We start from the raw sequence: 15,702 nt of genomic DNA, 5'->3' as shown, positions 1-15,702 counted from the left end.
CCGTAAAAATTCAGTACGTGACATGGCCTTATCTTAGTGCTAAAATTCATACGAAGGATGCTAGCCAATCTCTGTACAGGATGATTTAATATAATGATATTGGAAGATTTAGCCTTGTTTTCATCTCTATGTAACGAGGCTTTTTCCTTTTTTGAAGTTTTTGGAGTGCATCTTTGCAAAAAGTTTTAAGCGACGGTGTCAAAAGCGTAAAGGATTCCATAAAACTCCATGAGTAGGAGAAAATTTTGTTCTTCACAATAAACATGTGTTGGGAAATGGAGTTTCTATATGGAATTTTTATAATGAGTTTTGAATTTTAGATTTTGAATTTATGACAACAAGGAGTTTGGCTTATGTACTGGTCAGATCGAAAAGAAAACGCCATTTATTTTTTGCTGGCCCTGATCTTGTTATCTGTTGCTTGCTATAATATCTTTTTCAATTTAGGCAAATTTCCTATTTATAGTTGGGATGAAGCAAGACACGGAGTAAATGCTTATGAGATGTTAAGACAAGGAAATTTTATCGTCAATACTTATCGTTATAAGATGGATTATTGGAATTTAAAACCGCCTCTTAGTTATTGGGCCATCATGCTTGGCTATAAAACGGCGGGATTCAATGCTTTAGGATTAAGATTAATCTCAGGCATTTGTGCTATGTTGACGATTATCATCGTAGGCATTTTTGTGAAAAAGAATTTCGGAAATGCAGCTTCCTTATTATCGATGCTAACATTGTCGACAAGCACTCAATTTTTAATTAATCATAGTGCACGAACCGGTGACGCAGATTCTCTTTATGTCTTTTTATTTACAGTGGCTATTCTGTCTTTGCTGCTTAGCGAGAAAAAGGATTATTGGCTGTATGTATCGGGACTGGCCTTTGCTTTGGCTTTTTTAACAAAAAGTTGGCATGCAGGGAATATAGCCGTCATTATGGGATTGTACCTCTTTATTACTGGAAAATACAAAAAATTATCCTTTAAAAAATGGATGATGTTATGTTTGTGCATGATCGTGCCCATTTTGATTTGGGCGGTTATACGATATCAATATGACGGCTTTGCTTTTTTCCAAAATATGATTTCGTATGACTTGCTGCATAGATCAACGGTTCCCATTGAAGGTCATGTAGGCGATGAATCTTACTATGGAGTCATATTATCCCATTTTTACTTTTTGTGGTTCGCTGTTTTATTGGGAATGATTTTAGTCTATCATTTTCATCAAAATCTTTCGATTAATCTATCCAAGCATGAAAAACGATCTTATATAATAGGGCTCTGTTTATGGGTGATTGTTCCTTTCATCCTGTATACGTTAGCTAAAACGAAGATAAGATGGTATATTTTGCCTGTTTATCCTCCGCTAGCCATCATGATAGGGATTTTGGCCAGCAGAATTTTGTTGAAAGGTAAATGGCTGGTCAAAATAGTTCTTTTATCGACCATTCTTTTTGTTGCTCATTATTATGAAGGGGAAATTCTAATGTATGTCAACAACCCCATACCGAATGATCAATTAAGTTTGATTGAAAAAACGAAGTCATTGGATGGAGTAAGGGGATACAGCTTATTTAAATACCATCCAAAAAGACATAAGGCGGTATGGGCTCAAAGTGCGGTTCTAACGGCTGAATTAGTGAATGATTTGAAAGTGCAAGGCGGAGATTTTCATGCCTTCTTAAAAAATGATAGAGCCTTGCTTTTAGTGAAAAAAAGGTTTTATACAAAACAATTGGCCGCTTCGAATCATTTAAACATCGTCGCCTCCAATCACTGGGGCTACATTCTTAGTAAAGAGAAGATTCGGATGAAACATCAATTGAATTGAATCAGAGAATGACACATGTGGGATTGGACACCATTTATCGAAGGAGCAGGCAAGAATTTATGGATTCATTCTTGCCTGCTTTGTTCAATTCAAAAGTGATTGGTGACAAATATTTTCTATTCTTTAGGTCTTTAAAATGCCGAAATGCCCCATATATTATCCGCATGTCCTTTTTCAATACTTATATCTGCACTCTCTAATCCCCAAATCTTCCATTTCAAACGTTGTGAAAAAACAAAGTTCCATTATTTCCTCTATAATCCTATTTCTTTATTCATTGTTAAAAAATTTAACATATCGTGTTAAGAACATAATGTCAAAACCATCGAAAATGGGAGAAATAATCTGAAGTACAGATTTATATTTCAGAAAATTTAGTATTGACAAAAAATTAAGTTATATTTTATATTTATTTTGTGTTAAGTTATATAACATTTGTTTGAATTCTAACATTACCATCATATTAAAGGAGGGATAGAATGTTATCATCGAGTGTCGGGTATCTCATATTGCTTATCTTTGGAATTGTTTTTACAGTGATTACAGTTTTGATCCAACGTCGTCAAGGAGAAGTCATGACGGCAGAACAATTTAGCACCGCAGGCAGGAGTGTCGGAGTGGGTTTAGCGAGTGCTTCCATTATTGCCGCTTGGACATGGGCAGCGACATTAATGATGTCTTCTTCTACCGGATATCAATATGGAATTAGTGGCCCTTATTGGTATGCTGCTGGCGCTACTATTCAAATTTTACTATTTGCGATAGTGGCCATTCATTTGAAACGGAAAGCACCGAATGCTCATACATTTTTAGAATTTATCGCTCAGCGATTTGATAAGAAAAATCACCGATTGATGCTCGTATTCGCTTTAATGACCAATATCATCGTAACGGCAATGGTCATTTTGGGTGGAGCGGTTTCTTTACACTCTTTAACGGGAATGAATGTATATATTGCAGCGCTTTTAATTCCTATCACTTTCACGATTTTCACGGTGATCGGTGGATTAAAAGCTTCCTTTATTGCAGACTACTTAAATACAGTTATTATCTTTGCCATTCTTGCGATTTTTGCAGCGGCTGTTTATTACAAATTCGGTGTTACGGATATTTATGAAGGATTACGTAAAATCCCTGAATCCAAACAAATGATCACAATGGCTTCGATACCAGGGCTGTTTTTTGGAATGATTAATATTATTGGTAATTTTGGAACCGTATTTGTGGATCAATCTTATTGGCAGCGCGCCATTGCAAGTACAGAAAGAGCGGCAGCGAAAGCCTATATTTATGGAGGGGTTGCTTGGTTTTCAATTCCGTTTACCATAGCCACTTTTCTAGGTGTGGGTGCAGCCGGGTTAGGAATTTCTGTTGACTCGCCGGACTCTGTTGCCCCTATTATGGCGGCCCACGTCATGGGGACTGTTGGATCTATCTTATTTTTAATTATGCTTTTTATGGCTGTGATGTCTACGGGTGTTGCGGAACTGACGGCTATTACAAACATCATCGTTACGGACATCTACCTTCACTCCATCCATCCACAAGCAAATAGTCAAAAAATATTAAGTGTTTCCCGCCAAGTAACCTTATGTGCCGGATTGGCAATGGGGCTATTGTCCATTTTGCTTTTTAAAGTAGGGATAAGCCTTAGTTTCGTTTATATGGCAATGGGAATTTTTATAAGCAGTGCTGTGATTCCTGTTACCCTTGGGTTGTTATGGAAACGGGCAACGAATGAAGGATCTTTTTATGGAGCTTTATTGGGAATGATCAGCGGACTCATCGCATGGGTTTCATCTGCCTATGCCACATCAGGAGAAATTACGATCGAATCGTTAGGCGGGCTTTATCCTATGTTGATTGGAAATTTAACGGTTTTTGTTATTAGTGGTGTTATTTCCATTGGTCATGGATTGCTGTCCAGTCAGGAATTTGATTTTGATTCTTTAAAAGATAAGTTTAAAAGCTACGATGATGACTTATCTGAATATGGAAAGGAAGTTAGCTATGGAGAAACAGCCAATAAATAAAGACGCAAAGTTGTGTATACAGTGGGCTATTGGATTAACCGTTATTTTGATATTTGTGTGGCCCGGGATTATGTTTATCACAGGATATCAGTATAGTTTATCGTTTTTTAAAGGTTGGACTGTACTTGCTTTCGTATGGTTAATGGTAGCCGGTATTTTTATCACGATCAGACCGTTGATGGAGCTTTTTAAGAAAGATCAATAATATATCACAAAAATTTTTTTAAAAATCGCAGTTGCTAGCGGGTTTGTAAAATGAGTGAGAATCTATTGGATGTATTAGAAGGAAATTTGATATAATTTTTAGATAGAAAATTCTAAATATTCAATCTTATAAATGGAGATTTATAAGATCAATTTCATAGTTTGGAACAACCACTTAAAATAGGAGGTTATCCATGAAACTGACTTCACGTGAAATGGAAAAGCTCATGATTGTTGTGGCGGCTGACTTGGCCCGTCGTCGTAAAGAGCGGGGCTTAAAATTAAATTATCCTGAAGCTGTCGCGATGATTACATATGAAGTGCTGGAGGGGGCGCGGGATGGAAAAACGGTAGCTCAATTAATGCAATACGGTGCAACGATTCTTACAAAAGAAGATGTAATGGAAGGGGTTGCCGAAATGATCCCGGATATTCAAATTGAGGCAACCTTTCCTGATGGAACAAAGCTTGTCACGGTTCATGACCCGATTCGTTAAATGAGGAGGACATACGTTGATACCAGGGGAGTATGTATTGAAAAAAGAACCTATTTTATGCAATCAAAATAAGCAGAGCATCAAGATTCGCGTGTTAAACCGGGGTGATCGACCTGTTCAGGTTGGTTCCCATTTTCATTTTTTTGAAGTGAATCAATCGCTTCAATTTCATCGTGAAAAAGCATTTGGCATGCATTTGAATATTCCGGCTGGAACGGCGGTTCGCTTCGAGCCCGGTGATGTGAAAGAAGTAGAAATAATTCCGTTTTCAGGTGAACGCAAAGTGTATGGTTTAAATAATTTAACGAATGGATCAGTTGAAATGGGGAAAAGAAAATGAGTTTTTTGATGTCTCGAAAGCAATATGCGGATATGTTTGGACCAACTGTCGGCGACGCCATTCGTTTGGCAGATTCAGAATTGTTTATCGAAATTGAAAAAGACTATACAACCTATGGAGATGAAGTAAAGTTTGGCGGCGGAAAGGTGATCCGAGATGGAATGGGGCAGCATCCTTTGGCGACAAGCGATGAATGCGTCGATCTTGTATTAACAAACGCGATTATTGTTGACTATACAGGTATTTACAAAGCGGATATCGGCATAAAAGATGGAATGATTGCCTCCATAGGCAAAGCGGGGAACCCGCTGTTAATGGATGGGGTCGATATGGTGATTGGGGCGGCAACGGAAGTCATAGCTGCAGAAGGGATGATTGTGACAGCCGGAGGAATAGATGCTCATATTCACTTTATTTGCCCTCAGCAAATCGAAACCGCTCTTGCATCGGGTGTGACCACTATGATTGGCGGAGGAACAGGACCCGCTACAGGCACAAATGCCACTACTTGTACACCGGGGCCTTGGAATATCCATCGTATGCTTCAAGCAGCCGAAGAGTTCCCGATGAACTTGGGCTTTTTAGGAAAGGGAAACTGTTCTGATGAGGCTCCTTTAAAGGAACAAATTGAAGCAGGAGCAGTGGGATTAAAGCTTCACGAAGATTGGGGATCGACAGCGGCGGCTATTGATACATGTTTGAAAGTGGCGGATCGATATGACGTGCAAGTAGCGATTCATACCGACACTTTAAATGAAGGTGGATTTGTCGAGGATACATTGAAAGCCGTAGACGGTCGAGTGATTCATACCTATCATACAGAAGGAGCTGGAGGTGGGCATGCTCCGGATATTATAAAAGCGGCCGGCTTCCCGAATATTTTGCCTTCTTCTACGAATCCAACTCGACCTTATACTATCAATACTTTGGAAGAGCATTTAGATATGTTAATGGTTTGCCATCACCTAGACGCCAATATTCCGGAGGATATTGCCTTTGCCGATTCACGCATTCGGAAAGAAACCATCGCGGCGGAAGATATTTTACATGATTTAGGCGTATTCAGCATGATTTCGTCCGATTCACAAGCGATGGGGCGCGTAGGAGAAGTGATCATTCGTACGTGGCAAACAGCTGACAAGATGAAAAAGCAAAGAGGGAAGTTACAAGAAGACAAAGGTGTGGGAGACAACTTTCGTGTGAAACGTTATATTGCCAAATATACGATCAATCCAGCAATCGCTCATGGTATTGCGGATTATGTGGGTTCTGTTGAAGTGGGGAAATTAGCTGATTTAGTGGTGTGGAATCCTGCTTTTTTTGGTGTGAAACCTGAACTGGTTTTAAAAGGAGGAATGATTGCTTACAGCACTATGGGAGATCCCAATGCCAGCATTCCGACACCGCAGCCGGTTTTATATCGTCCGATGTTTGCAGCGAAAGGAGATGCCAAATATCAAACGTCTATCACCTTTGTTTCAAAGGCAGCGTATGAAAAAGGCATTCATGAACAGTTGGGTTTGAAGAAAAAGGTGAAACCGGTCTATGGAATTCGAAAATTGACGAAAAAAGATTTAATTTTGAATGATAAAACCCCAAAAATTGACGTCGATCCTCAAACATATGAAGTGAGGGTAGACGGTCAATTAGTGACATGTGAACCGGCAGAAATCGTCCCGATGGCACAACGGTATTTCTTATTTTGAGGTGAGAAAAACATGATGGTTGAAAAAGTAGTCGGAAACATCACGACATTAGAGAAAAGAGTTCCACATATAGAACGGGTTTATATGCGAAGCGATGATTTAGTCAAACGGGTGAAACGGGTTGTGACAGATCATGGCAAAGAGATTGGCATTCGCTTAAAAGAACATCAGGAATTACAAGATGGAGATATTTTATACATGGACGATCACAATATGATTGTGATATCGGTCTTAGAAGATGATGTATTAACGATCAAACCAACATCCATGCAGCAAATGGGGGAAATTGCGCATCAACTTGGCAATCGACATCTGCCGGCGCAGTTTGAAGGAAATGAAATGATTGTGCAATATGACTATTTAGTAGAAGAACTGCTTCAGAAGTTATCGATTCCATTTACACGTGAAAACAGAAAAATGAAACAAGCATTTCGCCCAATAGGACATCGTCATGAATAGATTATTTTCACTTTTTCAGTTGTGTGATTCCAACTTTCCATCGGGATCGTTTTCTCACTCTTTTGGATTGGAAACATACATTCAAGAAAAAGTGATCACGGATAAAGAAAGCTTTAAGAATGCTATTTCCGTTTATATTCGGAAACAGCTGTTTTTCACAGAAGGCCTTGCTTGCAGACTTGCTTATGAAGCAATGGAGCAAAATGAACCATCCGCGTTGGTAGAGCTTGATCATATTTTATTTGCATCGAACATTGCGCAAGAAACAAGAAGCGGGAATCAAAGGATGGGGGAACGGATGGCCAAGCTATGTGTGGATCTGTATCCATCTCCTATTTTAATAGAATATACAAACCGGATAAAAGAAAAGAAAGCGTATGGTCATTCTGCCATAGTGTTTGCGATTGTCGCTTACCACTTAAAGGTGACAAAGGAAACGGCAGTTGGAGCCTATTTATTTGCCAATGTATCTGCTCTTGTGCAAAATGCGGTGCGTGGAATTCCGATTGGTCAAACAGACGGTCAAAAGATCTTAGTTGAAATTCAACCTCTTTTAGAGGAAGGGGTAAGAACGATTTCACAATTGCCTAAAGAGGATTTAGGAGCGGTAAGTCCCGGGATGGAAATTGCTCAAATGTGCCATGAACGTTTAAATGTGCGCTTATTTATGTCTTAAAATTCGGAATATAAGGAGTGAGAAACGTGGAACCAATACGTATTGGAATCGGAGGGCCTGTTGGAGCGGGAAAAACGATGCTTGTGGAAAAATTGACGAGAGCCATGCATAAAGAATTGAGCATCGCCGTTGTGACAAATGATATCTATACGAAAGAAGATGCTCAATTTCTTCTGAAGCATGGTGTGCTGCCGGCAGATCGCGTCATTGGTGTGGAAACAGGAGGGTGTCCGCATACAGCTATTCGTGAAGATGCATCCATGAATTTTGCCGCCATTGATGAACTAAAAGAAAGGCATCCCGATCTTGAGTTGATATTTATCGAAAGCGGCGGGGATAATCTAGCCGCTACATTCAGCCCGGAACTAGTCGATTTCTCTATTTACATTATTGATGTAGCGCAAGGGGAAAAAATTCCGCGTAAAGGTGGACAAGGGATGATTAAATCTGATCTTTTTATCATCAATAAAATTGATCTCGCTCCGTACGTTGGAGCCAGTTTAGAGGTTATGGAGCGCGATACTCTGGCAGCGAGAGGGGATAAGCCATATATTTTTACCAATTTAAAAGATGAAATCGGTCTTGCAGAAGTATTGGAATGGATTAAAACCAATGCACTTTTGTACGGATTGGAATCATGAAATATACAGGAGTATTACAAGTATCTGCCGCCAAAAAACGGCAAAAAACCATTATCTCATCTTGCTATCATGAAGGGGCCTTAAAAGTGAGCCGTCCCATTTATCTTGAAAAGGATCTACCTTTCTTATATCTCATTCATGTTGGCGGAGGTTATGTAGACGGGGATGTCTATTTAACCAATCTCAACGTGGAAGAAGAAGCTGAGCTGGCGGTTACAACGCAATCCGCCACAAAAGTATATAAAACACCAAAGAAGCCTGTTGTTCAGAAAACGAACATCCACTTAAAAAAAGGAAGCGTTCTTGAATACTTGCCGGATTCTTTAATTGCTTATAAAGAAGCACGTTTTATACAAGAAACGACCGTTCATATAGAAGAGGATTCCGGTTTTTTTTACAGCGATGTCATTACACCAGGTTGGGCGGAAGATGGGAGTTTGTTTCCTTATGATTGGATTCGTTCGAAATTAAAAGTATATAAAAAAGACCGGCTTGTGTTGTTTGATCATTTACGGCTTGAGCCGGATGAAGATATGTCCGGAATGTTGCAAATGGACGGATATACTCATATCGGCACTTTTTTGATCTTTCATCAGAAAGCAGATAAAACATTTCTTGACCGTTTATATGATGAAATGGAGGCTTTTGATTCCGACGTTCGATTTGGTATGACATCATTGCCGGCTAGCGGCATTATTTTACGTATACTTGCACGTAGTACGGGTATCATTGAGAACATGATTTCTCGCGCTCATTCATTTGCCAGACGAGAGTTATTAGGCAAGAATGGTGTCACTTGGCGAAAGTATTGAAAGATAGGGTGAGGAATAAACGATATTAGGAGGCTTATAGATGGACCAAGTAGACTTGCTTTCCGTTTTAACTTTAGGATTCGTTCTTGGAATAAAACATGCTATGGAGCCGGATCATGTGATAGCTGTATCAACGATTGTTTGTCAAAGCAAAAAACTTTGGAGATCCTCTTTAGCCGGAGTCTTTTGGGGGATCGGGCATACATCCACATTACTTATATTTGGAATGACTATTATTTTGATGAAGAAAAAAATTTCACAAGAATGGTCGATGTCATTAGAGTTTTTAGTCGGAATCATACTCGTTTATTTTGGAATTTCAGCCATTCTTTCTCTTAAGAAAACGCATGAACATTCTCATTCACGTCTTCATCTTCATACAGATCATCCTATTTATACATATAAAGGGATTCCCTATGTTAAATCTCTTTTTATTGGGATCATTCATGGACTTGCCGGTAGTGCAGCCATGGTATTGTTGACAATGAGTACAGTAGAAAAGGCATGGGAAGGTCTTCTTTATATTCTGTTTTTTGGCGCCGGAACGGTTTTGGGCATGCTTTGCTTTACGACTTTAATTGGGATCCCATTCACACTGAGTGCCAAAAAGATTCGTATTCACAATGCCTTCATTCAAATAACAGGCTTTATCAGCACGGTATTCGGAATTCATTATATGTATAATTTAGGTGTAACCGAAGGCTTATTTAAACTTTGGATACGGTAAATGGGAACAAGAAAATGTTTTTTGCTGCATCATGATAAGATCATTCGTTCCATCATAATGGCGAACGGTATTAAAAACTATTGGCAGGATGATGGGTGGTTTGACAGATGCTTGGAGATCTTTTTTCTAAGCCAAAAGCAAGGGCGGGGTCTTTACCGTTTTTGGTTAGGAAATAAAAAACAAGGGAATCGTGATTAGACGAAAGATTCCCTTGTTTTTCTTTTCTGCGCTTGCTAAGTGTTCCTACACTCTTTTCTTTTGAAAGGCTGCAATACTTTCATATTCTTCTTTTAACAGTCGAGAAAGACGAATGTAGATAGGAATTAATTCTTTATAGACGGATACATGTTCTGGATTCGGTACATGATGATGGGTGGCGCCTACCATTTCCGATACTACGTGTAATGAATGAATTTCACCTAGACTATATAAGCCAAGGATAGCAGCTCCCAAACAAGAACTTTCAAAACTTTCCGGTATATATACCTCTTGATCGAAGATGTCCGCCATCATTTGACGCCAGAGTGGGGATCTGGCAAAGCCTCCGGTGGCTTGAATTTTTTTCGGCTCACCGATTAATTCTTCTAAGGCAAGCAGAACGGTGTATAAGTTGAAAATAACTCCTTCCAAAACAGCACGAATTAGATGTTCTTTTTTATGATGCAAACCTAATCCAAAGAAAGAGCCTCTTGCATTGGCATCCCACAATGGAGCCCGTTCTCCGGCTAAATACGGATGAAATAATAATCCGTCCGATCCGGGATTGACTTTTGCCGCTATCTCTGTCAACACTTCATATGGATCTTTCCCTAAACGCTTCGCTGTTTCGACCTCTGAAGAACCTAGTTGATCGCGAACCCATCGGAAAATCATGCCTCCGTTGTTGACCGGGCCTCCAATGACCCAATGGTTTTCAGTCAATGCATAACAAAAGATTCTTTCTTTAGGATCGGTTACAGGGCGGTTCGTTACGGTTCGGATAGCACCGCTTGTCCCAATGGTGACAGCCACAACTCCGGGATCTATTGCATTTACTCCTAAATTGGATAATACGCCATCACTGGCTCCTACCACAAAAGGAGTGGACGGGTGCAAATTCATTTCTTTTGCAAACGTTTCATCCAATCCTGTTAAACGATAAGTAGTTGGAACAGGACGTGACAACTGTTCTTCTGATATACCGGCGATATGTAGAGCCTCTTCATCCCATTTTAAGGAATTTAAATGAAACATTCCTGTTGCGGAGGCAATCGAATAATCAATCACATATTCCTTAAATAGCTTATAAAAGATATATTCTTTTATTGATATGAATTTATAGCTGCGTGCAAATATTTCGGGATGCTCATTTCGAAGCCATGTCAACTTAGAAAGAGGAGACATCGGATGGATAGGCGTTCCGGTCCGCCGATAAATCTCATGGCCATTCATTTCCTTTTTTATTTTTTCGGCCCATTTTGCGCTTCTGTTATCCGCCCAGGTGATGCAATTCGTTAAAGGCTTGCCTTCTTTGTCTACAGCAATGACGCTGTGCATGGCGGAACTAAAGGAAACGCAAAGAATATCAGATGGCTGAACATGGCTATCTTGTATCGTTCTCTTAATGGTGTTGACCACAGCGCGGAAAATTTCTTCCGGATCTTGTTCTGCCGTTTCTGGTGTAGGAGAGAATAAAGAATATTCAATTCCATGTCTTGAAATAACGGATCCTTCTGCGGAAAACAAAACGGATTTTGTACTGGTTGTTCCAATATCTACACCGATTACATATTTTGAACTCATGATTTTTTCCTCCTTACAAATACCTGACAACCTAAGTGCTCTCTTTTCCGATAAGCGCCTTTCTTTCTTTAGCAACAAGCTATTATCAGTAAGGTCCAGTCCTGTTTTCATCGGTTCTTTTCTTTACACAGGTTGATGACATGAACCGTTTTAAGCCACTCCATCTCTTAAGGATTAAAAATTTTTCCATCATTTCCTTTTTACAATCTTCTGCCATCGTTTGCATCATACCATATTCTGTCCTATTTTGTTTTCATCAGCTCATGTTGTTGAATTCTCAAAGAGATAAACTCCCTCTACGGATGTGTAGAAGGAGTTTTGTTTTTATACAAACATATTAAGCAGCAAAGCGCCTGCAAAAGCGGTAAATGAAAGGATTGTTTCCAATACGGTCCATGTTTTAAACGTTTCTTTCATGGATAATCCTAAATATTCTTTTACCATCCAGAATCCGGCATCGTTTACGTGTGAGAACATTAAGGAACCTGCACCCGTTGCGATCACGAGCAATTCCAGATTGACACCGGACATATGTTCAATAATAGGTGAAACGATGCCAGCCGCTGTGGTTAAGGCGACGGTTGCTGAACCTGTAGCAATACGAATTAATCCTGATATCATAAAGGCTAAAACAAGGGGAGACAGAGATAGATGTTGGGACATATGACCAATGGTCGTACCAACACCGCTATCGATAAGGATTTGTTTAAATCCACCGCCGGCTCCAATGATTAAAATGATGGAACCAACAGGCAGCAAGCATTGATCTGTTAATTTCTTAATGTCTTTTTTACTCATTCCTTGACGAATTCCAAGGAAGTAGAATGCTGCGAAACAAGCGATCAGAAGCGCAATGATAGGGCTTCCAATGAATTCGAAAAATTTCATGAAGCCTTTAGGCAGTGGCAAATATGGTGCAACGGCCGATAAAATCATTAACAATACAGGCAATAAAATGATGAAGAACGAAAGTCCTGTACTAGGTAATGTTTTCGCTGTCATATTGACGCGAATTAACTCCGGTTCGCTTTCAGGAATGACGCGTTTATGAACCCATTTTGCAAATAATGGTCCTGCGATAATGGCTGCAGGAAGCGCAATAATCAAGGAATAAAGAAGCACTTTTCCAAGATTGGCATTGTAAATCTGGATCGCGGCAATCGCTCCCGGATGCGGCGGCACAAGACCGTGTACGATCGATAAACCGGCAATGACAGGCAAAGCGATTAATAAAATGTTTTGTTTCGTCGTTTTATGAATAGAAATGACTAATGGCAATACAATCAAAATTCCGACTTCAAAGAACACAGGAATTCCAATAATAAACCCTGAAAGAAGCATGGCCCAGGGCAATTTCTTTACACCGAAAAGCCGAACGAAGAAATTGGCCACTTGCATTCCAGCGCCTGATTCTGACATCATCTGTCCTAAAATGATGCCTAATGCCAAAATTCCGACTAAATGGCCTAATACACCCCCAACTCCGGTTTCATAGGCAGTTACGATTTTATCCAAGGACATTCCGGACATGATCGCTAAGAACAAACTGGCGACAAGCAAGCTGATAAACGCATGCCATTTCCACCATGATACTCCTAAAATAACAATGAGAATGGCCAAAAATGTAATGGTCAACAAATATAGATCCATACTTCATTTCACCTTCCTTTTATACGGTAATCGTTTTCAAAAAAGTTGAAAACGATACTGTCATGTTTTTGTTGTGTTAGGGGGTCACAAATTTCCTTTTCGGATGGGACTGAATGTAATCACTGCAGCACAACTAATAATTGAAAGCATTTTCATTTTGTAAGTAAATTATATGAAAAAATTTTTCGTAAATCAATAGAATTTTATTTAAATATAATGATAGGATTTTTGAGAATATATGAACTTTTTATTTGTACAATGAAAATGCCATGAACATTGAAGCTTGAAATTCAAAGTCAAGAAGCCGCGCAGGTTATCGAGTTATTGCGTTCATCATTTAAATGAAATCATTCAGCTCAGCTTTTGAAAAAGAAGGATTTTTTCAAGTGGTTTCCCATAACTGTTCCAATTTTAGGGAGATAGGAGGCATTATTTGATAAGTTTCTTGGGAGTGTTATATTAGACGGCGTTGATTACACAAGAGCCGTTGTTTTTGCAAAAAAAAATAAGTGAACTATTACTTCGCCAAACGAAAAAAAGAAGCTATCCAAATGGACGGCTTCTTTTTCGCATGGCTGTTGCTAAGAAAAGATGGAACTTGTTATATTGAAATCATTGCAAACAGCCCTTTGATGAATGATATTTTCGTGAATTTAATTCGAATTGGTAGCAACGACTTTTTTTCTATTTTTCAGTTTCGATTCTTTTTCACCTTTTTTGTTCGACAAGTGGATTTGTTTTAAGAAAAGGGTGCACACTGCTCCAGCTACGACAAACCATAAACCTACAAAAAACACGCTGTGCAAGGAATCCATTAAGGATGTTTTTAAAATCGGCACCATTTGATTGGATAATTCAGGAGGCATCTGTTTCAACGTTTTTGGATTAAAGAGCATTTGGAACAAACCTTCTGGATTGTTTGCTATCGTCTGTTTAAATTTTGATACGATAGGTCCCGCCTGTGCAGGCAATGTATTTAAAAATGGAACTAGTTTGTCTGTCAATAATGTTCCGGATGTGCTATTCATGACAGCTCCTAAAACGGTAATGCCAAAAGTACCTCCAATAGAACGGAAAAATTGGCTGGAAGAGGTGACAACCCCCAGTTCTTGCTTTGAAAAACTTTCTTGAAGAGCCAAAGTAATTGTTGGCATCACGAACCCTAACCCTAAACCTATCACAACCATATAAGATGTTGCGACTAACTTGCTTGTATCCATATCTAAAGTAGTTAATAAAAAGAGTCCGCCGGCCATAATGAACATCCCTATCATGATTTGCAGTTTGATGCCCATCTTGTAAACGAACTGGCCGCCGATAATGCTTGTAATAATCATGGAAATCATCATCGGTGTCATGATCGTTCCGGATTGAGTAGCACTGACTCCAATAATGCCTTGCATAAAAAACGGAACAAACGTAACGGCTCCAAACATTCCAATCGTCATAAAGAATCCAATTAAATTCAAGAAAACGAATGTTCTATTTCTGAACAAATGCAAAGGAAGAATCGGTTCTTTCGCTTTCCTTTCCACGATCACGAAACTCACTAAACCGATGGCTGCCAATGTAAACAGACCGATAATTTGCCATGAATTCCAATCGTAGTCTTTTCCGCCTAAACTAAGCGCAAGAAGCAAGCTGACGGTTCCGACCATCATCGTAAACATACCGGCAATGTCAAAGTGAATAGGGCCTGTATGTTTGTGTTTTTGTAATCCTAAGGCGATAAAGATGGTGGCTAAAATTCCAACAGGGAGGTTGATATAAAATACCCATTTCCAGTTTAATGAGTCGACAATCCATCCGCCGATTTGCGGACCAATGACAGAAGCGAGGCCATAAATTCCGCCAAAAATTCCTTGGAATTTGGCGCGCTGCTCTCCTGTAAATGTATCCCCGATGACAATCATAGCCATCGGCATCATGATTCCGCCGCCAATTCCTTGTATTCCACGATAGATAATTAGCTCTGTCATGTTATGGGCCATTCCGCAAAGTGCTGATGCCCCCATAAAAATAATCAGTCCTGCAATATATACCACTCTGCGGCCTAATAAATCCGATAATTTTCCTGCGATCGGAACAATAGTAGTAGAAGTAAGCAAATAAGCGGTAGTAAGCCATGTCATCATACTTAATCCGCCTAGGTCTCCTACGATTTTTGGCATAGCGGTTCCCACAATGGTTCCGTCAAGCGCAGAAAAGAACATCGCAATAATAAGACCAATCAATAATATCGTACGATTATGATTTGTATCCATCGTTTTATCCATATCCATAGCTCCTTTTTCTTTTGTATCATCTATAAACGGGATGTTTCGTTATCTTAAGTTAACG

The 15,702-nt window shown here is 39.4% G+C and carries 14 protein-coding genes; 11 read left to right on the top strand and 3 right to left on the bottom strand.

Features of this window, described 5'->3' with window-relative positions; genetic code table 11:
• The first annotated feature begins 353 nt into the window (after positions 1-353).
• The 11 genes from NST81_RS17090 (at position 354) to NST81_RS17040 (ending at position 9,930) form a co-directional block, all read left to right on the top strand.
• Positions 354-1,835: an ArnT family glycosyltransferase gene (locus tag NST81_RS17090; protein ID WP_048624313.1), complete on the top strand. Its 1,482-nt coding sequence runs from the start codon at positions 354-356 to the stop codon at positions 1,833-1,835.
• A 479-nt stretch (positions 1,836-2,314) separates the two neighbouring features.
• A complete protein-coding gene (locus NST81_RS17085; protein WP_341030425.1) occupies positions 2,315-3,868 on the top strand; it encodes a sodium:solute symporter family protein in 1,554 nt (517 codons plus the stop codon).
• Entirely contained in the window at positions 3,846-4,073 is a 228-nt protein-coding gene (locus NST81_RS17080) for a hypothetical protein (RefSeq protein ID WP_327797393.1), read from the top strand. Before NST81_RS17085 ends, NST81_RS17080 begins: the two co-directional genes overlap by 23 nt.
• Positions 4,074-4,266: 193 nt before the next feature.
• Positions 4,267-4,569 (top strand): urease subunit gamma, encoded by a 303-nt coding sequence (locus NST81_RS17075; RefSeq protein ID WP_048624310.1) that lies wholly within the window; start codon positions 4,267-4,269, stop codon positions 4,567-4,569.
• 16 nt (positions 4,570-4,585) lie between these two features.
• A complete protein-coding gene (locus tag NST81_RS17070; protein ID WP_003354879.1) occupies positions 4,586-4,909 on the top strand; it encodes an urease subunit beta in 324 nt (107 codons plus the stop codon).
• A complete protein-coding gene (ureC, locus tag NST81_RS17065) occupies positions 4,906-6,615 on the top strand; it encodes an urease subunit alpha (RefSeq protein ID WP_341030422.1) in 1,710 nt (569 codons plus the stop codon). Before NST81_RS17070 ends, ureC begins: the two co-directional genes overlap by 4 nt.
• A 12-nt stretch (positions 6,616-6,627) precedes the next feature.
• Complete coding sequence (ureE, locus tag NST81_RS17060; protein WP_327797391.1) at positions 6,628-7,074, top strand: urease accessory protein UreE; 447 nt, start codon at positions 6,628-6,630, stop codon at positions 7,072-7,074.
• Positions 7,067-7,750, top strand: coding sequence for an urease accessory protein UreF (locus NST81_RS17055; protein ID WP_341030419.1), 684 nt, complete (start codon positions 7,067-7,069; stop codon positions 7,748-7,750). The genes ureE and NST81_RS17055 overlap by 8 nt, the downstream gene beginning before the upstream one ends.
• Positions 7,751-7,776: 26 nt before the next feature.
• Entirely contained in the window at positions 7,777-8,391 is a 615-nt protein-coding gene (gene ureG, locus NST81_RS17050; protein WP_003354884.1) for an urease accessory protein UreG, read from the top strand.
• Positions 8,388-9,203: an urease accessory protein UreD gene (locus tag NST81_RS17045; protein WP_048624305.1), complete on the top strand. Its 816-nt coding sequence runs from the start codon at positions 8,388-8,390 to the stop codon at positions 9,201-9,203. The genes ureG and NST81_RS17045 overlap by 4 nt, the downstream gene beginning before the upstream one ends.
• A gap of 40 nt (positions 9,204-9,243) precedes the next feature.
• Entirely contained in the window at positions 9,244-9,930 is a 687-nt protein-coding gene (locus NST81_RS17040; protein ID WP_048624304.1) for an urease accessory protein UreH domain-containing protein, read from the top strand.
• 243 nt (positions 9,931-10,173) lie between these two features.
• Here the strand turns inward: NST81_RS17040 and gntK are convergent, their stop codons facing one another.
• From gntK to NST81_RS17025, 3 genes are all read right to left on the bottom strand, one after another.
• Positions 10,174-11,715, bottom strand: coding sequence for a gluconokinase (gntK, locus tag NST81_RS17035; RefSeq protein ID WP_174521030.1), 1,542 nt, complete (start codon positions 11,713-11,715; stop codon positions 10,174-10,176).
• 321 nt (positions 11,716-12,036) lie between these two features.
• Positions 12,037-13,362, bottom strand: a complete 1,326-nt coding sequence (locus NST81_RS17030; protein ID WP_003354888.1) for a GntT/GntP/DsdX family permease — start codon at positions 13,360-13,362, stop codon at positions 12,037-12,039.
• A 653-nt stretch (positions 13,363-14,015) separates the two neighbouring features.
• Positions 14,016-15,638, bottom strand: a complete 1,623-nt coding sequence (locus tag NST81_RS17025; RefSeq protein WP_341030416.1) for an MDR family MFS transporter — start codon at positions 15,636-15,638, stop codon at positions 14,016-14,018.
• Between the last annotated feature and the right edge of the window lie 64 nt (positions 15,639-15,702).

Origin of the sequence: Bacillus sp. FSL W8-0223, assembly GCF_038006805.1 — a bacterium.
Classification (GTDB): domain Bacteria; phylum Bacillota; class Bacilli; order Bacillales; family DSM-4216; genus Bacillus_O; species Bacillus_O smithii.
This window is presented reverse-complemented; position numbering and strand designations above follow the sequence as displayed.